The sequence below is a fragment of the Candidatus Kuenenia sp. genome (assembly GCF_039794105.1).
Taxonomy (GTDB): Bacteria; Planctomycetota; Brocadiia; order Brocadiales; family Brocadiaceae; genus Kuenenia.
Genome location: NZ_JBDIWA010000005.1, coordinates 19,986 through 45,811 on the forward strand (window position 1 = coordinate 19,986; position 25,826 = coordinate 45,811).

Here is a 25,826-nt window from a genome sequence, read left to right on the forward strand (position 1 = left end):
CTGTTGCTGAAAAGAAATAATAACATTCTCTTGCCACTATATCCGGGAGAAGGGGTAAAATTGAGGGTTTTCAGAGAGGGGGAGGAGGATGTTTTGCAGATTTGATGCAATTCCGGCAATGGGCAATTTATTTCATGCCTCTTTATGCCCAGCCATTGTTCTTGTTTTTTCCTGCAGGTGAATGAGTTTGTTAATAACCGGTTCAGAAGAATTTTGAAATTTAGCAATGGGATTAACGATTGCAAGCCCTTTATAGTAGGTGACGAGCCCTTCCGCAACCTCGGTCAAAATCTTATTAAACGAATTCCGTTTCTTTGCCCTCGCGAGTTTTACCTCAGGCCCTTTATCCCCGGTAATAGGTATCCTCTCATAATTTCCAAAGTCCATACGCAACACATTAATCATACCCCCTTGCCCTGACAATTGGTTTACGATTTCGGCGGAAGGCAGCGAGGCAATGTATGCTAATGGATAGGTGTAGTCTTTATATTTTCCCTTTTCAACATAAGAATCGCTCCGGATGCCAAGACTTTTAAAATAAGCCTGTACCTTTGCAAAACACGACTCATTTACCAGGAGTTCGTCTACCTGTTGTATGTGTTTATCCAGGGATTTTGGCCTTCCCAGTACAATGGCGCTTGCTATAATCTCATTCTGCTGATACGTTCTTATATCAATCTGGATGTTGTTATCATTAATAAACTGCCAGAGGAACAAACTACAGGTTTTAGCGCCATAAAAGGCGGAACGGGTAAATTTAATGTTAACGGAAGATATCTCCATATCCGCAAAAAGGATTTCCAGGGGAAGAATTATTTTGGAGACCGTCATTGCGCCAGGAACAATATTTCCCTTCCTGTGGATGAGATTTTTATCATTTGTGACGTCAACAAAAAGTTCACCGTCTTTTTTCGCAATTTGGTATTCATGTTTGATTAAAAACTTTCCCCATACCAGCATTTGGGGACCGTTCGCATTGTCTTTCTTTAATTCCAGATTAGGATGAGGGGTCCTGGCTTTTGCATCCCTAAAGATTATTGTATCCGACAAAAAACCTTCAGTGCGGTTTAATGGAATTTTGAGGATAGGAGCGCCTGTTCTGTTCATCTGTTTGTCCAGCAATTCTTCTTATTCTGTAACCGTTGTTTGCCTGTCAAACCCACATTAACACGAATAATAATGGATAGTTAAAGACGCAAGATTTTACTTTTGAAAATGGAAATTTTCTGTTGCTGCGGGGAAAATATCTGTTAATTCAAGTATGATTCATTTCGCAAAATCTCAACTTATTGGATTCTATTCTGTCATGTTTTCACTGTCAAGCATATAAAAATTAATTTTCCATTATAATACCGTAGCAGTCGGCAATAGGCAATCTACAGTCGGCAAATTGCAGATTGAGGACTGGAGACTGGAGACTGGAGACTGGAGACTGAGGACTGAGGACTGAGGACTGAGGACTGCCGATTTTAATTTGGGGTCAGTTTAAATACTTAATCTCTCCATTGCTTTTCCCATGGACCCCTTTGCGAATAACCAGATTTTTTCCCTGGTTGATTCCGGAGGCATAGGCGTCATGGCAGCTTGTTGAATATCGGTGAGAAGTACGCGAGCGCCTTGGGTTTCTTCTGAAGAAAAATTCCTTAAGTTTGGGATCTCCCTTCCAAACAAGTTTATTTGAATGGCTGGTAACGGCCTGGTTTTCCAGTTTATTGTAAAAACCTTCCAGGAGACCGTAGATGAAGGTTCTCCTGTGTTTGTTACCGTCGATTTTTTTTTGTCCTTTATACTCTATCCACAATAATTCGGAGATGTTTTGAAGGTAATTATACACATACTCAGCCATCTCCACATTTTCCGGCAGACCATAAATTTCCAGCGCCCTGCCGTTTTTATTTTCATGCTGTTCATACCCGAATTTCCAGATGGCTTCTACGAAAAAATATTTGCAGAGTATGGAGCAGATTAATGATTTGATAGCGTCCCTATTCCCTATATTCCCGATTTGTTTGTAAACGTAATGCCGCCCGGCATGCGCATCCAATAATGACAGGTTATGTTTTAACAGTAGTTCGTGTGCCTTTGCCATTGCCAACTGCGCCTCGTGCTCATTTTTGCTCTGGGCTAATGCCAAAAGCTTGTGTACCTTGTCAAGTATGGTGTGGTTACCTGATTGTGCCGAAAAGCTGTTTTTCTTTCTTTCCATCCATGTATGAATATCGCCGGTGGCAGAGGAATCAATACCGTTTTCCCGGCAAATGCTCTTAAATATTTCACCATGGGGTAAATCATCCCGTATCCCCAGAATTTCCTCCACATACTGGTGTGCCATTTCGTGATAAAGCACCTCCTGAACATATTCCCACGGATAGGACTGGATCAGGAAAATGCTGACAGAGAGTCGCCGCCAATGCCCCCCCCTCCAATTCCCCAGTATTCTGTCCGCACCCGAAAGTTCAAAGTGAGGTGGACGCATGGAATTCTTGAAATAATGGTAATTCGCAGTTTTCCAGTCCTCTTTTAACTGCATTATCCATGCCATTTTTAAAGCGTTGTCAATCGTTTCCCTATTTTTATCCATTTTCATTTGCGAAGTTTATTCATTATATAATTTGTACGAAAAGAGGAAAAAATCTTATCAGATATATTTGTATAAATAAAGCATTTTTGCCGAAACGGGACAACGTCACGCGCACGGTAGGCATTTGGTTAAGCAATGAGCCGTACAGAGAGGATGGCACTTGATACGGGTTCTAAGCCCACTAAATTCCTCTCTCTCATGTAGTGCGACGAGGTTCGTCGCACGCCAGGCGGGTGTTTGCAACCTGATGAGTTTATGCAGAAAAAGGGGCCATGTGCTGCGGTAAAATTCCAACGCCCAAATAACAACACCCCCTACTCGAAAATAAGACTACAAAAAATAGCTTAAGTACATGTACCGCAATATGATATGGCTATAAAACCATTTTCATCGTTTCTGGGTGTTGCTAATGCAACATGATGACTGTTTGGAATTTATTTGCCAGTTGTTTTGCCAATAGAAGGCTGAATTGAAAGTATAAAACGTTTGGTTCAGGTTACAAACCTGAACCCGCGCCGGATTTTACTTTAATATTCGATATTCCTTGTTCTGCGGTTCGGTATTCTCTTTAAAAAACCTGCAAATTTATACATGAAACTTGCACATAATTCTGGTATCTTCCTCTGTAGTCGCTAGCAATAACGGCTTAAGCAGGATTTTTGCCATTGCCGTCCAATTTTCAGCAAGATTCCGGTAATCATTCTTTGAGATTAAGGAGAAAATAATGAAAAAAACACATGTTACGCTCGTTCTTCTTTTTTTATGCCTCGGTATATCACTGTTTGCGAAAAATTCTTCCGCAAAAAGCAAAGAACAACCCTACGAACTTTCAGTTCAAATACTGCAAAATGCTGATAATATTGCTGAAGTTACCATTGATATTACTGTGATTAAAGACGGTTATTCAGCCCCTACGACCGCAAAACAGATTAAGCTGAAATCGTCATCATTGGAAAAAATATTTAAAAATGTTGAATTGACGCCCAAAACGGACGGTTCCGGAAGCTCCGTTGTGCTGCAATATGAAAACACTAAAAACGCAGAATCAATCAAGGTGACGGTAAAAATTAAAGAGAAAAAGGGAAATATAAAGCTTAATGCAACGGGCGAGGTGCTTTTATTGCCGGATGTAACTGTAAGCGATATAGCGTTGAGTAACTCTATAACGGAAAAACAGGAAACAACTATCAACGCAAAAATCAGCGAATTAAATGGCGATACCGAGGCGGCGGCGGATGTTTCTCTTTTGGTAGGAGATACGGTCATTAGCAATTCTCCGGTTACGTTGCAACCTGGAGAAACAAGGGACGTCTCTTTCACTACCACTTTTGATACTGCCGGAACGTACAATGTAACCGTCCGTATCGACAACGTTCAGCCGGAAGACTATGACCAGACAAACAACTCTTCATCCACTACTGTCATGGTTTCAACGATGCCTCCGGATTTAAACGTAAGCGAACTTAATGTGAAATGCTTTATAACGGAAAAACAGGAAGCGAATATCACCGCAAAAATCAGCGAATTAAATGGCGGCGCTGGGGCATCGGCGGACGTTTTTCTTTTGATTGAAGACACAATTGTTGGCAGTGCTACGGTTACGGTAAAAGCCGGAGAAACAACGGACGTCTCTTTCACGACCACCTTTGACGCCGCCGGAACGTACAATGCAACCGTTCGTATCGACAATGTTCAGCCGCAAGACTATGACCAGACAAACAATTCGCAGGCTACTACCGTCAGTGTTTCTGCCTCTCCTGTTGAATCTCTGGCGCTGAGCGAGAATTTAAACTATGTATTTGATATCAACGCATTGCCTGTCATCACCATTACCATTAGCACGGACGAGTGGAATAATCAACTGCTATACTATGATTCGAATCCCAAACATGAAGAGTATTCAACGGCGGATTTTGAATTCGAAAAAAATGGCGAGATTGAAAATATGGAAGGTATTGGCTTCAGGATCAGGGGAGGCACATACAGTAGAATACGCCTTGAAGGGGAAGCAGGGGAACTTCACGACCCGGAATCACCTGATTGGCACAGGGCGCACTTGAAGATTGATTTTAACGAATATGACAAGGATGCTCGTTTCAAGGGTCTACGGGGATTGAATTTAAGGAGCTTTAGCGGTGATGATTCATACGTAAGGGAGGTTTACTGCTATGACTTGTTTAAAAAATTCGGGGTATGGACTGCACCGCTTTCGAGTTACGCCAGGGTGTATATAAAGGTAAAAGAAGACGATGCGCCTGCATACTATGGCGTATATTGCATGGTAGAAAACATAGATAAAGAGTTTATACAGGAGCGGTTTGGCAAAGACAATGACGAGGGGTATCTGTGGAAGTGCCGGAACCCGGGAGATTTGAACTATGCCAACCTGAATACTGATAAAATAGGGGTAGAAGATATTTCGCTAAATGAAGAGGAAAGTTACAGGCCTTACTACGATCTCAAAACCAACAAGTCCGATCTGGAAACAGCAAAGGAACAATTAATTCAGTTTATCGAAGACCTGAATTCAAAAGAGGGTGATGAATTTGTTGATTGGATACAATCGGAGATGGATGTAGACCATTTTCTCCGGTTTCTTGCAGTTAATGTGCTGATAGGTTCATGGGATGATCATTGGTTAAATGCCAACAATTACTATTTATACTTTGATGAATCGGAAAAACTCTATTTTATTCCCTATGATTACGACCGTACCCTGGGGATTTCTTATTTACTGGAGAATACGGGAACGCAGGATGTGATGAAATGGGGCACTATGAATAACAGCAGACCACTCGTGTATAAAATACTTTCTGTTCAGCAGTTCAGAGATCAATACAAAGCGTATCTCCAGGAACTCATAGACGAGAACAACGATTATTTTGATTACGACCACAGTGTGTGCAGGATTAATGAATGGCAGGAAATGATTGCCGCTTATATTGAAAACGATACCTATGAAATGATGGAAATAATAGATCAGCCGCCCGATTGGTCGAATGCAACCTTTTATCGCTTGTTGAGCGGGGACGATAGCGGCGCAGAGCCTGAGGCAAACTGGTTCATGACCAGAAGTTCGTTTGCCATGGAACAAATTACTGCGGATGCAGACTGGACGCCCGGAGTAGCGCCAATAACCGCTGAACTTTATTTAATGGGTTCTATGAATGACTGGGAGGCTGGAGCAGAATATAAATTTACGAATACCGATGGACTCTATACACTGGAGGTCGGCCTTTCTTCAGGTGACTACACATTTCGCATTGCCGATGCTTCAACGAATGAACACACAAACTTCGGGGCGTCGTATTATAGAAAAAGTCTTACTAACGGCAAAAAGCATTACCTTTACAGCGAATATTCAGATCCTATCCTTGCCGATATAGAATGGTCTCCCGAAGAAGCAGGGATGTATCGTTTTGAATTCGATGCTACGGATAGCGAGAATCCAACATTACTGGTTACCCTTGTGGAATAATGCCATTCAGTTTTTGTGGCTTGATTGGGCATCGACTCGAAAAGATTTGAAAGGTAGCCTGATTTATTTAATGATAGCAATCAAAAAGACAACGCACATGTTTAATAAGCCGCCAAACCATATATTCTTTTTGTTTATTTTATTCTTAATTCTACAGCAATGTTCTGTTTGCATAAACCATACAGATTGTTACGCTGAAACGGATTCTCGCAATAATGAAAAAGGTCTGGATACGTACGTCCAATTAACGGTTGATATTTCACGCGACAGGCAACAGATCAGCGATTATATATACGGAGTCAACGTTGCCAACTGGTGTCAGGGATATTATTTTGATTTATGCGCGCCGAAACTTAAAGAGGCAAATGTTTCCGTAGTCAGGTTGGGCGCCACGAATATGGAACGTTACAATTACAGCCTTAACCGGATGTACAACGTATTCTCCTTTGAAAATCAGTATCTTTCCATGAGCTGGGAGAGTTTTGTTAAATGGTGCCGGGACGATGTTGATGCCGAACCATTCCTTCTTGTGCCTGTGTTTGGTTATGTGGCGGGCGATGGGAATACTATCGATGACGAGGATTTTTACCGCATACAGACTACGGATGACGTCAAATCATGGATATTTCAGGCAGGCGATGATATAAAATTCTGGGAAATCGGAAACGAACCATGGATTGCATGGAGACGATATGACTATCCTGACATTTACGAAGACAGCGCCCATGGGGATTTGGTACTTAATTCCGACACTGCCTTTGACAACTACTTCCCGCGCTTGCTCTCCGTTGCAGACGCAATAAAAGAGGCAAACCCCAATGCTTCAACATTTGGCCCCACTCCCGCAAACTGGTGGTTATATTGGAATAACGACTATTCCCTCTATTGTCCGGTTACCGAAATCAATGGGGTATCTCAGCCTGACGATGAGGGGTGGCAGATAATGATGGATGAAGAAAATGAGTGGAACAGGGAAGTATTTCCTGACCGGGGTAATGATCCGGAAATCGTTGGATGGGAAACGGATGAAAACCGTGTTTTGTGTCAGTATCTTATTCGTGCTGCGGAACATGAGGCGGAAACCGGCATGAGGACGATTGATTTTTTAGATGTCCACAGATATATACAGGCTCTAACTGAATACGATGCCGTGCAGGAGACAAGATCCCTGTGGCAGGAGGGTTTTTATACACAAGATGCTGAAATAGTTAGTTCTTTTGACATTGAACCAAAAATACTAAAACGTTTTCAAAATATGATTGCCAATTATTATCCTGGCACGGAAATATCCTTTTCCGAGTATGATTATTTTTACTGGAGTGGCTACCCGGAAAATCCTCAAATTGCGGCTATTGGCCAGATGGATTACCTTGGGTCTTTTGCCAAAATGGGGGTAAAGCTTGCCTGCAATTGGTATGTAGGAGAGCCGAATCAGGCTGGGAGCAGTTACGGCAGGGAAGCCGATTCCGCAAAACAGGCAATGTTCAGTGAAAAGGGAGAACCAAACCCGAAATACTGGGCATTCCGCCTTATGAGTACATATTTCAGAGGAGACGTTGCTTATGCCGAATCAAGCGACTGGGAAGCGTTTTCAGTCCATGCCTGTGCGCAATCCGATGGCGATGTTGTTGTGGTGGCAGCGTACAAAGGTGAGTATGACGAATCGGGCGATTTAGTGCATGATCAGTCTGCAAAGACTGCCAGGTTGCAAATAAGCGGTTTTAGCGGAACACTCTATTTGAAGCAGATTTTGCGTTTCGGCATGAACGACCCCTACATTGTAGAAATGGAAACAGGAGGGGTTGCCGTGAGCGGTGGCGCATTGACGTATGAATTCCAGCCGTTGGCAATATACGCCTTCATCTTTTCTGAAAAAGACACACAAACAGAACCCGCCACATACCTTCATGTAAACCCTGTGCAAATGAATTTTGGACATTACGAAACCGGTATTTTGGAAAGCGATGGAGAAACAGCATATACTATGCCGGTTTATATAACAAACGCGCGGCAGGGAGTCACAACGTGGTCTGTTTCAGAAAACGCCTCGTGGTTGGATATTGCCGGTGAAACATCCGGAGAAGCAAAGGTAACCGATGTGGTATATGTAACCATTGACCGTTCTGATTTGTCAGAAGGCGTTTATGAAACTGCAATAGAAGTAAACACACCGGAAGGCATAGTTGAGATACCGGTAACCGTGGAAGTAGTATCCCGGGAAGCAGAAGGAGTAAGAAGGATTTGTGACTTTGAAACGGGCTCATTGGCGCATGCATGGAACGAATCTGAGCCGTATTCCATAGGCTGGTGGGATGCGCATGGCATTCCGGAAGACAGGAACAGCCCGTATATTTACCGTTTTTCCCTGGATTACGAAGAGAAGCCTTCCATGGGCGGTATTGCCTCTATGAAGATAGAGTTTGACCGTTCAAACGGAGATACCAAAGATGGCAGGAAATATATGTCATTTGGCACGTATGGACATAAAACCGTAATCTATGGAGAAGATGGGCAACCTTCAGAAACATACGATGCAACTGCAAATTGGGAAGGATATAAGAATCTACAGTTTGATATTAAAATAGAGACTACGGATAATGCTACGACAGAGCTTTTGGTGGTGATTACCGATGAACAGGGCAATAAGGGGAAACCGGATGTGGGAATAAAAAAATATAACAAATTTCCGAAGTTAGAGGATGGGGATTGGCAGACGTTTTCAATACCGCTTGACGGAAAATTCTATGATTGGCGTTATCCGGAAGGGCAGGATGGCTCAACAACACAACTCGATTTCAGCCGCATATCAATGATTGAGTTTATTCCATGGAACGGTAGTGCAGATGCTTCAGGTGTTATATATCTTGACAATATTCTATTGACTTCAAATGCTGAAAACAAAGGGAAATTGTCGGGCACTGTGGTGAACAAAAAAAACAATAAACCCGTTAAATCGGCAAAAATAACTTTGAATGGAATCACGACAAATATCAAGTGGAAGACATCGTCGGACGATAATGGGTTTTTTGAAATTGAAGGCTTGGATAGCGGTACATACAAAATAAAAACGGAAAAAAGGGGGTATAAAAAAGTTAAGACCAAAATAGAGATACAAGGCGAGACGGAGGTTACAATTGAAATGAAGAGGGCAAATTAATACCTTATCAGTAATTTCTTTGCTCTTTTTGGCAAGATATTTAATTATTAAATTCGAAATACGAAACACGAAATCCGAAACAAATTCTAATGACAAAATGATTTGAAATTCTAAACAAATGCATCTTTCGTATCTCGCATTCCGTGTCTTCATATTGTTGTATGCTTTGGATTTGTTTTGAGTTTTATTCTTTGTTATTCGGATTTGTTTCGCATTTCGTACTTCGAATTTCGTATTTTTTATTTCTGGCTTGTTGCTGGTATAGCCAGCTTAGGTTTACAAGGTGCGATTCAAATCCCAAATCGTAATTCGTAAAAAGAGAAACCACAGATTTCACAGATTACACAGATTAAAAAAATCGTAAATCGTAATTCGCCCATCCCCTCCTGTTTCACATGCGTATGGGGATTATTGTTGCAAACGATTCAATTGACTTTCTGAATGGGGTGTTTCGCACATATTTCCACTTCTCATCATTTGGTTCCGGCGCCTGTTTGGTAATGTTGCGGATAAAAGGAAGCCCCCTGAGACCCTCATTCAGCGCAAAGGCATGCGTCCGGGAATTTGCTTCGCCCATAGGGACTACATCGGTGACAAAATCAACGAATACCTGCATATCGTCAAAGATTTCAGTCGTCACTGTCCGTCCGGTCTTAAAATTGCCAATGGTGGCGTCCGGAATAGTTTCCAATAAATTTATACCTGCAAACAATGCATTTTCGCTGACATGTATTGCGCTCCTTGGCACGCCTACGACAATGTCTTTGAAAACAGCATCAACAAATACCTTTTTGAAAAAGTGTTTTGTTGCGTCGAGCGCATTTGTCGGGGCGCTTTCCCCTTCCGGTGTGTATTTGCCAAGGGTAAATCCGCTGGCAATATCTTTAAAGAAATTTATTATTGTTCCGAAAAAACCGACCTTTTCCCCCTCCTGAATGGAACCATTGCTATCAACATAGTTAAATGGCGCGCCGGCGCCTACGTCTTTAAAAATGTTAATAATATTTTCGCCGGCATCTTTCAGGTCTTTTCCTACTCTTTTGCTAAATTGAGATTGATTTAAGTCATAATCTATTGTATTTGTTTCTTTATTAAGCGCAAAAGAGTCCCCCCCGGGTTTTGACAGCAATTGATCTTCTTTATACATTTTTAACTGTTCTATAAACGATGGTGAGGTTTTCCCTTTTCTTATGTTTTCAGAGGCTGTTTGAATGGCAAAAGTATTACGCTCTAACTGCGATAATGCCGGTTTGCCGGTTTCTATAGTTTGGGCGGCGGAATGTGACGTCGTTTGGGATGCCTGGCTCTTTAATTCATGTTGAATAATATCACGGAACAATGAATTGTCCGTACCTTTGGCAGCATCTGTGGTGAAACCAGAATTGACCTGGGTACTGATCATCGAAATTTCTGTACTCTGTATCATAATCAACCTTCTTTAAAGAATGTTTTCGTACGAGGCATAAGAATTTTTCGCAAATATAGTGCCTTCAAAATAATAGAGGCGAAGCATTTGCCTGTGTAGAAGATAAGGACTTAAAATGCTGTACACCCGACAACTCCGTTTTGTTGAACGAGTTATAACTGTATGCAGGCAAATGCTTCGCCCAAATGGATAAGTGATTTTATTTTGATGTGAATATATATTAAAGAAAACGGTGTGGAAAAATTTTCCCCCTATTGTGTGCTGATATTGTTCAGAAAGGAATGTTTTTATAATGACGGTATTGATAGAGATGAGTACCATGTGTTTCAAAGAAGCAGAGGTATTTAAAAAGGTTACAAATTGTAAGGAAATGGTTGAATCACAAGGGTTTGAATTTGGCATTCAACTTCATAATACCATTTCAAGGGAGTTGTATAACAAAATTAAGGGATATGATGTGAAGTATACCGTTCATGCCCCATTATTTTCTCAACATTTCATAAATCTGGCAGGAGATAATTTTGAGCGTATTGTTGAGGATTTTGAAAACACGGCAAATATTCTTGAAGAGTTGAACAGCACTATTGCCGTGCTGCATGGATTTTTCATGACCACAAAACCAATTAAAAATGACCCTGCCAACTATGGGAAAGTATTGCGCGATACAATAGACAGTAAATACCTTTTGCACAATACCCGCGTAATGAATCCGGAATATTTAGCTACGGAAGAGTTTCAGGGCTACCAAAAAAGGGTGAAAATAAATATGGAGAGGCTAAGAAGCCATTTCCCGGCCTACATCCTGTGCATGGAGAATGATTTTCCCGGACTTGGGAATGGAAATCAAACACCGGAGCATTTAAAATACCTTGATTGCCCAATCTGGCTGGACGTCGGCCACCTATGGGCATCAGCAATTTTAAATAAATTTGATTTTTACGAGGGCCTTAACGAGATATGTACGCAATGTAGTGTTATGGGGGTACATTTAAATACAAATCAAACGCCACTCGATTGGAATTTCAAAGCGCCAATGGGAGATACCCATTCGCATTTTTCTACTGACTATGATATGGATATGAAAAAAATCATTTCTCTTCTTAAAAAAAATCACATTACGCATTTTACCATCGAAATTATTGGTGGAAATGAAAAGGACGTAGCATTTTTCATTGAGACATATCGAAATGCGTGATAGTGTGTATGGTCGAAAGCATTTGCCCCGGCGAAACCGGCAACCTGCAGATTGTGGATTGTAGATTGTAGATTGTCGCCCCCCTAACTCAATCAATAAACTTGACAAAACAAAATTTATTAGTATCATGCGGGAGTTTATTTTTTTATGCATGAGAAACCGTATCTATAATTCAATTTGGGAATGGTAAAGATAAAATGTACAGGATATTAGTTGCGTCGAGCATTGCTTTTTTCACATTTTTGGTAATTATGGGGCCATTGACATATCGGACGCTTATTCCCGCATTGGAATACGAGGCGAAGAACCATTTGATCTCGGTACGGGAAATAAAAAAGATGCAGATTCAAAACTTCTTTTATGAAAGATATGGAGATGTGCATATCCTTTCCAAAAACCCCATCGTAGAGCAAAGTTTACCCCGCTTCTCCAACGCCTTTAAATCTGCCGGTTTAGATTCTACCCCATACAAACAGGTCGATACCTATTACGGACCTCTTTTAGAACATTACCAAAGACAGTACGGTTATCAAAACATTCTTCTTGTTGATAAAGACGGAAATGTTGTTTTCGGGGTAAAGCGCGACGAATACCTCGGCACAAATTTAAAAACAGGCGTTTTTAGTTCATTTACCATTGGAGAGGTGTATAGGGAAGGTTTGAATAATATTAAATTTTCTGATTTGACATGGAGTGAGGATTCAAAAGATTTCATCTTTCTGGGGGCTGCCCCTGTGTATGATGTTTCTAATAATCTTTTAGGTTTGGTGGTAGTTGAAATACCTTTTTCAAAGATTGATTATATTTTATTGCAAAGGGATGGATTAGGGGAAACCGGGGAAATTTATGTGGTTGGCGATGACAACTTCATGCGGTCTAAGTCAAGGTTTTTGAAACAAAACACTATTTTAAAACTGGAAATTGACACACAGGCAACGAAAGAAGCGTTTGCAGGGCATACGGATATAAAAATAATAAAGGATTACCGTAATATGCCCGTACTCAGCGCCTATACCCCCCTTGAAAACCTCAGGGATATAAACTGGATACTTTTGGTGGAAATGGATAAAAAAGAGGCGTTTTATGCCGTGCTTGCCTTGAAAACAAATCTTATCATCATTGGTACGGTCATAGCCGTTATCACGATTGTTTATCTTTATTTTTACTTTCGGAAAAGACATTTGCAAAGTGGTCATTCAACGTATTAAAAGGAAATATACCTATTGGATATTCACGGCATTTTACCACCTCGTTGTAGACCATTTTCTCTTTAATCGCCGCCAGTTTTTTTTGTCTGTTCCCGAACTCATTCGTTATTTGTTTAAACATCGACGCATTCAATTCTTTGATTTGATGGAATAACTGACTTCGTTTCTCCTTGTCGCTTCCCCTCATCCTCTCTATCAATGCACGTTTTTCCTCCACCATTTTTAAAAACACGGGATGTTGCCTTGTTTTTCCCGAAGCGTGCCGTTCGGGATTGGTGCGCATATCATTCAGCTCTTTTTGTAAAGCAGGGAATGTTTTCGCATCAATATCCTGTGTTTTGACCGGGAGAAATAATGTGGTTGTCGTCGTAATATATTTTGGCGGGTCTATGTGAAAGAAATCTTTCATGATGCCATTTGTTATCACATCGTATCTTGACCCGCCGGTTCCATGGATGAATACATCAGACACAAATAATCGCGAAAACATCGTCAGGGTAATCGCCCTTGGCCGCAACTTAATAGTGTGGGAAGGCTGCGACTCCAACGATCTGAGTCTGGAAATGATTTTCTGCGGATCTTCATCACTCTTTAATGCCCATTCCATTTGATTGCCATTTGTTATTATTATGGAACCGGCGTCATATCGTGCATAACATTTATTACGTGCGCCGCCTTTTTCCCATACCCAAAAAGGCAGTTCCACTAAGGTATCATGTATCTCCAGGTCGGGAACCGGATTTGCTTTAGAGGAAATGGCATGAGTGTTTCGATAATCATTTAATTTTTCGTTATGAATTTCTGCAAATTGTTTTGCATTGTACAAAATGTGCAGGAAAAAAGAGTAGAACCCTTTCGTGTTACACATCAGCGAGACAGGGATTTCAAGATTTTTAATGCCACATGCGTTTTCCATGCCCTTTCTTGCCGAAGTAAACAATCTCGTCATGTCCCTGCAGCCTTGCAGATACGCATGCCGCATTTGATGAATAAAACAATCAAACATGATTTGCATATTTTTAACGGTATTTTTTACGTCGTCGTGATTGTTTTTCCGGAGCAATGCATCAACTTTATCTTTAAAGTGTTCTATAACCTCTATCTTTTCAAACGAAATTTCTTCGTACGCCTGAGTTTCTTTCCCCTCAACAAATGATACTTTCTGAATAGATGCTGATTCTTTGGAGAGACACGGTACATACATAAAACCAGCCGTACATGAATCACTATCGACGATAAGATTTATGCTTATACCTTTTAATCTCTCTGCCAGATGATATGCGAGATGGTTTTTTATCCATATCCCGGGATGATAGAAAATGGGTTCATGTCCGGTAAATATTATTGGTATACTTTCAGGACAGTGACAATGTGAAATTTTTGATTCAACAGGCAAAAAACTTTCGTATAATTGTTCAGCGGCATTTTTTCCGCTATTATTTACCGTGTGGCTAGTTGTTTCGCGGAATTCGTGCGGCAGGAACGAAAGGATTTTTTTTGTGTATTGTGTTGCGGTGTTTAATAATTCCAGGCGGGTTTCATTCCGTAATGTCTGAAAAGGAATATCAATTAATTTAAAGGCGTAATGCTGTATTTCCCGCATATTGTCTCGCGTCAATTCCGGGGCGTCTCCGATAGGCGGATAAAAAACGGTCGTTTCGTTTTCCGGTATTTTATAAGGAATATTTTCTGTTGCCATTTTCAAATGATTCTGTTTTAGTATTTTAAACCAACGTTGACATGGTTTTATTTTGCACTGAATAAAGCCATGTTTTTAAAAACAGGCCGTATAAAAATATGTATGATTAGGAAAAGAAATGCTCGAAAATAACATTGAAAAAGTTTTAATCCTTGATTTTGGCTCTCAGTATGCGCAGCTTATTGCCAGACGCGTAAGAGAAAACCATGTGTACAGCGAAATAGTATCACACCTTATTACTGCAGAACAAATAAAAAAGATAAAACCAAAAGGCATTATACTCAGCGGCGGGCCTGCCAGTGTCTATTCAAAAAACGCACCCGGATGTGATGAGGAAATAATGAAACTGGGAGTGCCTGTTTTGGGCATTTGCTATGGCATGCAATTGGGATGTATGATGCTTGGCTCAAAAGTCAGCCCTACCGCTGCAAGAGAATATGGGCGTACGATATGCGCCATCAGCGGTGAAAACAGATTTTTTAAAACCCTTCCACAAGAGATCACTGTATGGATGAGTCATGGCGATATCGTTACTGAATTACCGGTGGAATTTGAGTCGCTTGCACACACAGAAAATTGTCCTTATGCGGCAGTAAAGCATAGGGATAGAGATTTCTATGGAGTGCAATTTCACCCGGAAGTGACGCATACACCAAATGGCAGCCGGATCATAAGGAATTTTATCTATGAAATATGCCATTGTTCAGGGAACTGGAAGATGGATTCCTTCATCGAAAAATCGGTGAATGACATCAACAAACAAGTGGGAAACGGGCGTGTCGTTTGTGGCTTGTCCGGGGGGGTTGATTCCGCGGTAACCGCCGCGCTCATTCACAAGGCAATCGGCAATCGTCTTTCTTGTATTTTTGTTGATAACGGACTGTTAAGAAATTTTGAGGCGGAGGAGGTAGTTAAGACATTTAAAGAAAATTTTTCAACAGACCTCCATGTGGTTCGGGCGCAGGACAGATTTCTGGGGAAACTAAAGGGCGTATCAGACCCGGAAAAAAAGCGTAAAATTATTGGTCATGAATTTATAGAAGTCTTTAAAAATGAGGCGCAAAAGATAAGCAGTGTACGATTTCTTGCCCAGGGGACATTGTATCCTGATGTTATAGAAAGCATACCTGCGCATGGCGGTCCTACAGTCACTATAAAAAGCCATCACAACGTCGGCGGATTGCCTGAAGAATTAGGGTTTGAACTGGTTGAGCCATTACGATTTTTGTTTAAGGATGAAGTAAGGAAAATAGGTGAAGAACTGGGGCTTCCGAAAGAATTGGTCGGGCGCCATCCATTCCCCGGGCCTGGTTTGGCTATCCGGATTATAGGAGAAATTACCGGACAGCGTTTAGAAGTCTTGCGTAAGGCAGATAAAATAGTCATTGAGGAGATATGCAAAGCGGGCTTATACAATAAAATTGCGCAATGTTTTGCGGTGCTCCTGCCGTTAAGTACCGTTGGGGTTATGGGTGATGAGAGGAGTTATGAAAATGTGATTGCTGTTCGTGCGGTAGAAACAACAGATTTTATGACCGCAGACTGGTACCGCATTCCCAATGAAACGCTGGGAAGTATTTCCCATCGGATTATAAATGAGGTGAAGGGCGTTAACCGTGTGGTATATGATATAAGCACAAAGCCTCCGAGCACCATTGAATGGGAATAGTAGGAGTGACAGATTGTGGTTAAACGGCATAATAGAAAATCCACAGTCCACAGTCCACAGTCGGCAATCCACAATCCACAATTTGCCGATTGCCGATTGCAGAAGGTCTTGGTTTTGAACATTTCAATTTTGAGTTTCGGTATTGTTTCGAATTTCTATATTCGAATTTCGTATTTAGACGCTTCGACATATCGACAAAATTTTGTCTATGTTGAGGCGCTAAGCGCCTAAAGCGTTACCATTAAAAAAGGCGCTGTCTCCAAAGAGACAGCGCCTTGTATTTTTCCGTAAATCTAATTCTTAAAACCACGTGATGTAATAGGTCTGGAATTAGTGTCCGGCAGGCACCTTCAATGTGCTTGTAGATTCCATCTCAAGGTGGTAGCCAATCTCGCCGTGCTGAGTGATATCCAGCCCGGTGTCTTCCTGGGTTTCTGCAGTCCTTAATCCTATCGTATACTTGAGAAATAATCCGATAATCATTGTCACTGAAAATGCGTATGACCATGAAATCAGGAAGCCAATACACTGCAAGCCCAATTGTTTGAAACCTTCCATACCCCATCCAATGAATAAGCCGTCAACTCCATCAGGCCCCATTACCATTTTGGTGCAATAGAGACCTGTGGCAAATGCGCCTATTGTGCCTCCAATCCCATGTACGCCAACTACGTCCAAAGCGTCGTCATATCCAAAAAGCGCTTTTAGCTTCATGCTGGCAAAGTAACATCCAACACCCGCCATAATTCCAATCTGTATAGCGCCTAAAGGTCCTACAAAACCAGACGCCGGGGTTATGGCGACAAGGCCGGCAACTGCGCCGGAAGCCGCCCCTATAAGCGTAGGTTTTTTCCTATGAATCCATTCGCATACCATCCAGACGAAAGCTGCAGTGGCTGCAGACGAGTTTGTTATTACCCATGCAAATGCAGCCCTTCCGTCAGAAGCCAGTTCGCTGCCAGCATTAAAACCGAACCATCCGAACCAGAGCAGGCCAGTGCCGAGAAGCACCATCGGGACATTGCATGGTGGCCTTATGTTTTGTTTCTTGCGTTTTCCGAGTAATATCACGAGGGCAAGGGCTGCCGCACCTGAATTTATGTGTACCACCGTTCCGCCGGCAAAATCCAGCACTGCCCAGGCTTGGAGGAAACCGCCGCCCCATACCCAATGGCATACCGGGTCATATACGGCAGTTGCCCACAGAGGGATAAATATTAAAAATGCGCTGAATTTCATGCGCCCTTCAACGGCACCCATGATAAGCCCCACGGTAATAATCGCAAATGTCGCCTGGAATGCCAAAAAAGTGTATTCCGGAATGGTGCCGGAGAGTGTATCGGGCGTTATACCGCGCAAGCCTGCCTTTGCTAAACTGCCGATAAAGTTGCCGCAATCCTCTCCAAATGAGAGAGAGTATCCCCAGAATACCCATTGAACGCTGATTACCGCCATACTCATAAAAACCATCATCAACATATTTATGATATTTTTGGAGGAACACATGCCGCCATAAAAGAAGGCAAGGCCCGGAGACATCAGAAGTACTAATGATGCTGACACAAGAATCCATGCATTATTGCCCGTATCCAGCACATCTTCGCCTGCCCATGCGGAGGATGATGCGGCCATCATCAACACAAGGCTTAACATTGTCAGTAAACTAAATTTTTTCATTTTTGAAACCTCCTATTCGTCAGTTTAAAAATCCTTATCTTTACATTCGCAGGAATAATGCTAAATTGCCTTTTCCCCCGTATCTCCGGTCCTTATGCGTATTACATCTTTTATATCATAGATAAAAATTTTACCATCACCGATGCTGCCGGTTTGTGCCGCATCAACGATTGTTTTGGTAATTTTATCCACATTTTCATCTGCGGTGATGATCTCTATCTTGATTTTAGGCAGCAAATCCACAGAATACTGTTTGTCGCGGTATACTTCGGTTATTCCCTTCTGTGTGCCGTGTCCTTTTACCTCCGAGACGGTCATACCGGCGACCCCAATGGCCTTTAGGGCGTCTTTTACGGCTGTTAATTTCTGGTCCCTGATAATTGCTTCAATTTTTTTCATTACTACCACCTCCCATTAACGAAAACAATAAAGAGAAAAAATATTCGTAAAACATGACAAAAAACGAAACCTCCTTTCATTGAAATAATGTGAATTAGTCTGGAACAATATTCGTTTCAAACAATAAACAAAAAAAACCGCAGAGCTATTATGGAACTACAGCAAAGCGGTTTTTTGCAAACGTCATGGTGACGAACAATAAATAATTGTATTTTTTAAAAGGAAAAAAATTGTTCAAAAGGAAAGTCATTTGCTTTATCGTATTCCCCGAAATAAACATCTTTTTTTGTAAGTTTTTTTACAACACTAGCTGGTATAGCCGGAACCAAACAAGCAAGAAATAAAAAATACGAAATTCGAAGTACGAAATACGAAACAAATCCAAAACATACAACAATTACGAAACACGAAATGCGAGATCGGATTTCATAATTAAATATTTTTCAAAAAATGCAAAGAAACAACTTTTAGGGTACTAAACGTCGTGGGAAAAAGCGCAGTGTCTGTTCTTATCACAAGTACATCTTTGTAACCTTAACCAAACCGCAGTTATTAAGGGTAAAATATTTATATATAATGAAGTTTTAGAAACGCATGTTACATTATCTGTTTTTGGAGTCAAGAAAAATTTTGAAAATATTTGTTTCGCTACTCATTTACAAACGAGGATAACGATTTGTGAAAAGAGTATGAACAACGGCAATAGTATGCTATTGAGTGATTAAAAAACGAAAAGGTTTGTTTGTTATTTTTCTTCTGAGATAACAAAAAACGTACTATATTTCAGGGTAAGGTTCTGTATAGAGTGTCTACGGAACAAGTAAAAAGGGATAAGGCACAAATGTGCTTTTGTTTCAATATGTTTTTTTACGTGCAAAAATTATTGATAACACCCGGAGCCATGTTCGTAGAGATCCAGGCCTTTTTGCTCTGCGCTGATGGGGTCTCTTAATCCTATAACACGTTTCAGGAAAGAGAGAAAAAGAAAGCCCATTCCCAGGCACCATACAATTAAGGTGATGCTGGCGATAAACTGGGAGAGCAATTGCCAGCCGGAACCTGTAATCAAACCTCTTACTTCGCCGTATGTCCCGTCTGCAAATACACCTACTGCAAGTAAGCCCCATATCCCGTTTACTCCATGAACCGATATGGCGCCCACAGGGTCGTCAATCTTTAATTTATTTTCAATGAAATCCAGGCTGAAACATGTCAGTGCGCTGCCAATGACCCCAATTACAATAGCTGCCCAATGGGGAACATAGGCGCCGGATGCTGTAATTGCAACACAGCCCGCAAGGGCACCGTTGCATGCCATGCTTACGCCAAACGTTTTTGTCATAAAATAGGAAATATAGAGCAGGGTTAGAGCGCCGGCGGCGGCGGCCAAAAAGGTGTTAGTTGCTATTATGGATACGCGCAATTCTGTAACGGCAAGCGTACTGCCGGCATTAAATCCAAACCAGCCGAAAATTAAGATAAGTGTCCCTATTACTATATACAGAAGGTTATGTCCGCGGATAACATTCGGGCTGCCATCCGGATTGTACTTGCCATATCTTGGACCAACGCGCCAGGCCGCGACAAAAGCAATCAGGCCCCCTACTCCGTGTACAACTCCTGAACCTGCAAAATCTCTTGCGCCTACCCCAAATGGCAGCGTTTCCAGCCAGCCATAGCCCCACATCCAGTGTCCATAAACAGGATACAATATGCCGCACAGGAAAATACTATTAAGCACATGGGCATGAAACTTACATCTTTCCGCGATAGCGCCGGTTACTATCGTAGAAGCAGTAGATGCAAACATAACCTGAAATAACCAGAGCGCAGAAATATGAACGTCGTATGAGTCGCCTATCAGCAAAAATCCGCTATAACCGATAAATTTGTTTCCGTTGGTAAGCCCGGGAGCAAGTTGAGAACCTCCAAACATTAAAGCAAAGCCAAAAAGCCAGAAAATTATTGTTCCGGCGCAAAAATCCATAAAACTCATAGCGCCGTAATTCAGGGTATTTTTCTTTTGTACAAATCCAGCCCCAAGGAAGACGAAACCAACCTGCATATTAAAAACCAAAAAAGCGCTCATTAATATCCAGGCAAAATTTACCGAAAATTTTAATCCCTGTATGCTGTCAGAGTATGTTTCTTTTCCGCTGGGGTCTCCTGCAAACGTATCATTTGCCAGGCATGTTACTATGACGATTAAAGTGATAAAAAGAAGGCGCCTTTTCAATACACCACTCCCGATAAATTTTTTATAAATACTATAATGTCAGGGGAAAAAATTTTTGTGACCGCAGGGGAGAAGCATTTGCCTGCGTACAGTATACCCTGACAGGGTTCGGAACCCTGTCAGGGTTATGCACTGCGAAGTGTGTCTGCATACAGTATAACTCGTTCAATAGGACAGAGTTGGCGCGTGTGCAGCTTTTTAGTTCTTATCTTCTGCGCAGACAAATGCTTCGCCCCTACTACAGAAAAATAGCTGGCGCTATCAAAACTATTCATGATAGCGCCAACTTTGAATTTAGCGCGGTATTGAGTTCTCGTTAAATGGCAGTCGCGTCTTTCTCTTTTGTACGAATTCTATAAACGTTTTCGACATTTATGACAAATATCTTTCCGTCTCCGATGCTTCCCGTTTGTGATTCCGTGGTGATAGTATCGACAATCTTTTGTACATCCTCGTCTTTTACCACAATTTCCAGTTTTATTTTTGACAGCAAATCAACACGATACCGCCTGCCGCGCCATACTTCGCTGATTCCTTTTTGACTGCCGTGGCCTTTTACTTCCGTAACAGTCATTCCAGGATAGCCCATTTCTGTCAAGGCGTCCCGTACAATATTGAACTTCTCCGGCCTGATTATTGCTTCTATTTTTTTCATGAAAATCCTCCATTCATAGTAAATACTCTATATGTGTTTATTTGACCACAAACAGGTCTTATTTTTTAGATTTCGACGAGTGTTTTTCTTGTTTTGCCTTTCCGTATACCCATCTGCCAAGTTTTTCGGAATAAATCTTCTCGCGTGAACGGTCCTTGCTGATTGCTTCTTCAAGCAGAGAGAGTTGTTCTTTTTCCGCCTGGACATCGATGAGGTGTTCCCCTACGGCGCCAAAGTATCCTTCTTCCACAGGATAGCATGAAGTACCGTGATATGCAATATCCAGCCCTTCTTCTTCTTCCAAGGCGGAAGACCTTAAACCAATTGTCCCTTTCAATCCAAAGAAAACTGCTCCGCCAAAGGCAAATGCATACGCAAAAGCTACGATGGTTCCGATAAATTGGGCAAGCAATTGATCGCCTGTGCCAAGGATTAAACCATTTACACCATAGGTTCCATCGGCAAACAGCCCTACGGCAAGCATACCCCACATGCCGTTTGCACCATGCACTGCCACCGCTCCAAGAGGGTCGTCAATCTTAAATTTGACTTCAACCAGGGATACGGTGCCTCTCATGATAAGACCCGCGAGGACTCCGATAACAACCGCTGCCCATGGCGCTACATAAGCACAAGGCGCGGTAATCGCAACCAACCCAGCCAAAGCTCCGTTACAAACAAACGATATGTCAGCAAAGCCTTGTCTCTTCCATGTAAAGAACAACATAATTGCTGCGCCCGCAGCAGCGGCAAGGAAGGTATTAGTCGCAATTATTGATATACGTAAATCAGTACCTGCCACGGTGCTTCCGGCATTGAAGCCAAACCAGCCAAAGGCGAGAATAAAACAACCAATGACGACGTATGTCATATTGTGTCCGGGAATGGCATTTGGTGAGCCATCAGGATTATATTTGCCTTTTCTCGGACCAACCGCCCATGCGCCCATGAGAGCCATAATGCCCCCTACAGTATGGACAACGGCGCAACCCGCAAAATCTACTACCCCGGCGCCAATTGGAAGGGTGCTCAGCCATCCGCCTCCCCACACCCAATGACCATAAAGCGGATAGATAATGCCGCACATCAAACAACTGTAGATAACATAAGGCACAAATTTCATTCTTTCTGCAACGGCGCCTGCAATAATTGTTACTGTTTTTGTTGCAAATACCATTTGGAAGAGCCAGAACATGACCGTTTGTACGTCATATGCATCCCCTAGAAGCATGAAGCCGTCCCAGCCAATTCCAGGCCAGCCCCTATCAAGGCCTGAATACGCCTGAGACCCGCCAAACATCACAGCAAAACCGAAAAAGTAAAAAACGCATGCCCCCAACGTGGAATCAATGAAACAATGCGCAAGGTAGTTGAGCATATTCTTTTGTCGTAAAAAGCCCCCCAAAAAGGCAAAACCTGCCTGCATGCTAAATACCAGGAATGCGGCAATCAACGTCCATACGACATTGATTGAAATCTTTAATCCTTCAATACTATCAGAATACGTATCGGAACCGTTTGGGTCTCCTGCCGCTTCAACAACCCCCGAGCCAAACGCAAACAGACCCATTATTAGTAAAAGCCAAACACCGATCATAAATTTGTTATACATTTTCATAAGTTAAGTCCCTCTCCTTTTTATCACCCCACTAAAATTACAAATTTGTCTACAATATAAAATGTTATACCGGCATATTATATTTTCAATAGTACCCCCTTTCTAAAATAAAACTTCCGAAAAGCGGAGAAGTATAACAAATGCAACCTGAGAATTCCGCATAATTTTAATGCGTTGAATGGATAACTGGCGATAGAATTCTCTTCTCTATCTATAAAATATACGTGATGATAAAAGCCATTCAACTTGAATTGGCTTATTGGAGCAATTATTATTCCATCCGTTTGCGGTATATTCTTTTAAAGGCAGTTTCCTATGATGTTAAAATCCGTAACTATCTTAAAATAAAATAGATAAAGCTATGCTGCAGTATAAATAATACTTCCTCTATGGTTTATAGGCAAAATAGTTTATAAATAATTAATATATCAGTATTTATAAATATATTGCATAAGTATTTAATAATTTGGCAATTATGAATAAATCACGCTTTAAATTCGAAATGTAGCGATGGTTTATTTCAACCACAGCATTCATGGGTGGGTATCATTTTTTCATTTGTTCGTATAAAGAATTTAATATAGATTCATTTTTTGTTTATAAAGATAGTTGTTTTAAATTTTGCGTATAATGCAAAACATATGAATACCTTACAGGCAGGGGATGTGTTTTAATTTTACCCCTCTTTTTCTTATGAAAATATAAAAATCAACGCTTTGAAGTCATAAATTGAATATTTGGCATTTTTTATGCGAACTAATGGTCGAAAAACAACATTGTACAGGATCATTGCCGTCAACCAATTGATATATGTATAAAGTCCGCCCTGGGCTGGCATAGGCCAAACAAGCACGAAGAACGAAGCGCGAAATACGAAACAAATTCTAATGACAAAATGAGTTGAAATTCTAAACTAGCGCATCTTTCGTATTTCGTGCTTCGTATTTTTTATCTCGTGCTTGTTTGGTTCTGGCTATACCGTCTTAGGGTATATGTTTTCTTAGATAACAATAACACGTATGTATATAATTAATAATTATTGTTTTCAAACGTTTAAGTGCGAATCAAATTTACATAAGTCTAACTATGCTGTTTTGGTTAATGCTGCCGGTAAGGGGATAAAATACGCCCCTTATGCTGATTTTTCCGGAGAATATAATGTTCTCAAAGAGCTTAATCATAAACAAATTCCTAAAGTGTATGATGTTGGACATGGTGATTTATACAAGGATGAGAGGTTTTTGATAAAACAGAACTTTATCGTATTGCAACATATTGATGGTGAAGATATTCTGGAATATTTCAGGGAAAAGGATGTGGAAAAGGTAAAGGTCATAAATGAAGTGGTAAAGATGTTTCTTACGGTTTGCGACCCCTTAATATATCTGCATACGATGAAGTACATTCATTGTGATATAAAACCAGGGCATCTGATTTGTAACAGGGAAACAGGTTTGGGGCATATTATTGACTTTGAACTGGCTATTAAACAGGGAGAGGTTTTGCGGGGAATCAGCAGGGAGTATGCCTCGCCTGAACAGTTTCGCATTCTTGATTATTTGAGGAGCCAAAAAGGAGATCCTGGCGAAGACGGCCTTCCTTCTTCTATGCAGTTGGATGGCAGAACAGATTTGTATTCCATAGGTCTCTTATTCTATGAAACGTTAACGAAAAAAAAATGGCAAAAAGGGATGGATTTGCCGCACAAAATTAATAAAAATATCTCTCAAAAACTGGAAGAAATTATCATGGGGCTTTTGGAAGAAGATGTTTCGAACAGGATTTCTTCCGCAGAGAAACTGGAAAAGATGTTGCGCAGTATCTAATAAATGCCTTTTACTTATTATGGAAAGCAAACACTTGAAAAACATTATAATATCAGATATTCATGGAAATGTTGATTCTCTGATTGCATTTATTAAAGAGATTGCGAAAAAGGAAGGTACCATTGACAGACTGCTTATCGCAGGCGATATAGTAGGGTATGGCGCCTCTCCAAATGAATGCTGCGACATTGTACGCTACATAAAGTATGGAAAGAGAAAAGTACCGCTTGAAAGAATGTATAAAATCCTTGAACAAATCAATCCGGAAACTTCTCCCGACAGGGATTTTATGGACGCCATTCAATTAATGGAAAAGAAATGCGTTGTCATTGGAGGAAACCACGATAAACAAGTAGTCGGGGAACCATCCCTTACCTCTGAAATGAATCCCGTAGCACAAGCCGCAGCGGATTGGACAAGGGGGATATTGACGAAGGAGAATTATACCTTTTTAAAACGTTTATCGCTGAGAAAAAAATTTAAGAAGGAGGGGTTTGAAATAGTACACAGTACCCCTTCGTATCCTATGGGTTATGAATATGCCAAAAATGCAAGCGTTTTAAAATACACCACCTTGTGGTCAAAGATAACATTTGGCGGGCATACACACCGGCCAGCGGCATACATTTACACGAAAGAGAAGAGATTGGTAAATGCCTCCGTTCTCATTCCTACCGACAATTATGATATGAGATTAATGGTGATTGAAAAAGAATGCTCCGACAAGACAGAATCTTTTACGGTGGATCAAAACAATGACTGGAAATATTATGTTAACGTTGGTTCACTGGGTCAGCCTAGGGATGGAAATCCCGACGGGTGTTATGTTGTTTTTGATTCCACTTTAAACCAGATAAGCTTCAGGCGTGTGAGATATAATGCTGAAGCTGCATCAAGAAGAATAACCGAAGCAAAATTGCCGAATGAACTGGCACAGAGGGTATTAAAAGGTGTTTAGGCGCTTAGCGTCTAATATCGACAAAATTTCGTCGATATGTAGAA

16 protein-coding genes are annotated in these 25,826 nt (G+C 41.2%); 7 read left to right on the forward strand and 9 right to left on the reverse strand.

All coding sequences use genetic code 11. The features are described 5' to 3' along the window. Positions 1-132: 132 nt before the first annotated feature. The gene (locus ABJL82_RS04505; RefSeq protein ID WP_347273531.1) at positions 133-1,107 is read right to left on the reverse strand and encodes a hypothetical protein; all 975 of its coding nucleotides are present in this window, start codon (positions 1,105-1,107) and stop codon (positions 133-135) included. A 373-nt stretch (positions 1,108-1,480) separates the two neighbouring features. Next, positions 1,481-2,581, reverse strand: coding sequence for a DUF2786 domain-containing protein (locus ABJL82_RS04510; protein ID WP_347273532.1), 1,101 nt, complete (start codon positions 2,579-2,581; stop codon positions 1,481-1,483). A gap of 724 nt (positions 2,582-3,305) precedes the next feature. On the opposite strand from ABJL82_RS04510, the gene ABJL82_RS04515 reads away from it, so the two are divergent. Continuing rightward, the gene (locus ABJL82_RS04515) at positions 3,306-6,059 is read left to right on the forward strand and encodes a CotH kinase family protein (RefSeq protein ID WP_347273533.1); all 2,754 of its coding nucleotides are present in this window, start codon (positions 3,306-3,308) and stop codon (positions 6,057-6,059) included. A gap of 70 nt (positions 6,060-6,129) precedes the next feature. Further along, positions 6,130-9,216: a glycan-binding surface protein gene (locus tag ABJL82_RS04520; protein WP_347273534.1), complete on the forward strand. Its 3,087-nt coding sequence runs from the start codon at positions 6,130-6,132 to the stop codon at positions 9,214-9,216. 391 nt (positions 9,217-9,607) lie between these two features. Here the strand turns inward: ABJL82_RS04520 and ABJL82_RS04525 are convergent, their stop codons facing one another. Further along, positions 9,608-10,642, reverse strand: a complete 1,035-nt coding sequence (locus ABJL82_RS04525; RefSeq protein WP_347273535.1) for a hypothetical protein — start codon at positions 10,640-10,642, stop codon at positions 9,608-9,610. A 292-nt stretch (positions 10,643-10,934) separates the two neighbouring features. Between ABJL82_RS04525 and ABJL82_RS04530 the strand changes: the two genes are divergently transcribed. Beyond that, a complete protein-coding gene (locus ABJL82_RS04530) occupies positions 10,935-11,837 on the forward strand; it encodes a hypothetical protein (RefSeq protein WP_347273536.1) in 903 nt (300 codons plus the stop codon). 197 nt (positions 11,838-12,034) lie between these two features. Next, on the forward strand, positions 12,035-13,045 hold the full coding sequence (locus ABJL82_RS04535; protein WP_347273537.1) for a cache domain-containing protein: 1,011 nt from the start codon (positions 12,035-12,037) through the stop codon (positions 13,043-13,045). Here ABJL82_RS04535 and ABJL82_RS04540 read toward each other — a convergent pair. Continuing rightward, positions 12,978-14,744 carry a hypothetical protein gene (locus ABJL82_RS04540; protein ID WP_347273538.1) on the reverse strand — a complete coding sequence of 589 codons (1,767 nt, stop codon included), beginning with the start codon at positions 14,742-14,744 and terminating at the stop codon, positions 12,978-12,980. The two genes, ABJL82_RS04535 and ABJL82_RS04540, sit on opposite strands and share 68 nt — an antisense overlap. Positions 14,745-14,862: 118 nt before the next feature. Between ABJL82_RS04540 and guaA the strand changes: the two genes are divergently transcribed. After that, the gene (guaA, locus tag ABJL82_RS04545; protein WP_347273539.1) at positions 14,863-16,413 is read left to right on the forward strand and encodes a glutamine-hydrolyzing GMP synthase; all 1,551 of its coding nucleotides are present in this window, start codon (positions 14,863-14,865) and stop codon (positions 16,411-16,413) included. Between the two features lie 330 nt (positions 16,414-16,743). Here the strand turns inward: guaA and ABJL82_RS04550 are convergent, their stop codons facing one another. The 5 genes from ABJL82_RS04550 to ABJL82_RS04570 form a co-directional block, all read right to left on the reverse strand. Continuing rightward, the gene (locus ABJL82_RS04550) at positions 16,744-18,090 is read right to left on the reverse strand and encodes an ammonium transporter (protein ID WP_347273540.1); all 1,347 of its coding nucleotides are present in this window, start codon (positions 18,088-18,090) and stop codon (positions 16,744-16,746) included. Between the two features lie 60 nt (positions 18,091-18,150). Further along, positions 18,151-18,489, reverse strand: coding sequence for a P-II family nitrogen regulator (locus ABJL82_RS04555; protein ID WP_347273541.1), 339 nt, complete (start codon positions 18,487-18,489; stop codon positions 18,151-18,153). A gap of 880 nt (positions 18,490-19,369) precedes the next feature. Then, positions 19,370-20,725, reverse strand: coding sequence for an ammonium transporter (locus ABJL82_RS04560; protein ID WP_347273542.1), 1,356 nt, complete (start codon positions 20,723-20,725; stop codon positions 19,370-19,372). 316 nt (positions 20,726-21,041) lie between these two features. Next, the gene (locus ABJL82_RS04565; protein WP_347273543.1) at positions 21,042-21,380 is read right to left on the reverse strand and encodes a P-II family nitrogen regulator; all 339 of its coding nucleotides are present in this window, start codon (positions 21,378-21,380) and stop codon (positions 21,042-21,044) included. A gap of 58 nt (positions 21,381-21,438) precedes the next feature. Beyond that, positions 21,439-22,998, reverse strand: coding sequence for an ammonium transporter (locus ABJL82_RS04570; RefSeq protein ID WP_347273544.1), 1,560 nt, complete (start codon positions 22,996-22,998; stop codon positions 21,439-21,441). Positions 22,999-24,017: 1,019 nt separating this feature from the next. Here ABJL82_RS04570 and ABJL82_RS04575 point away from each other — a divergent pair. Further along, positions 24,018-24,824, forward strand: a complete 807-nt coding sequence (locus ABJL82_RS04575; protein WP_347273545.1) for a protein kinase — start codon at positions 24,018-24,020, stop codon at positions 24,822-24,824. 34 nt (positions 24,825-24,858) lie between these two features. Next, positions 24,859-25,782, forward strand: a complete 924-nt coding sequence (locus ABJL82_RS04580) for a metallophosphoesterase family protein (RefSeq protein ID WP_347273546.1) — start codon at positions 24,859-24,861, stop codon at positions 25,780-25,782. Positions 25,783-25,826: the final 44 nt, after the last annotated feature.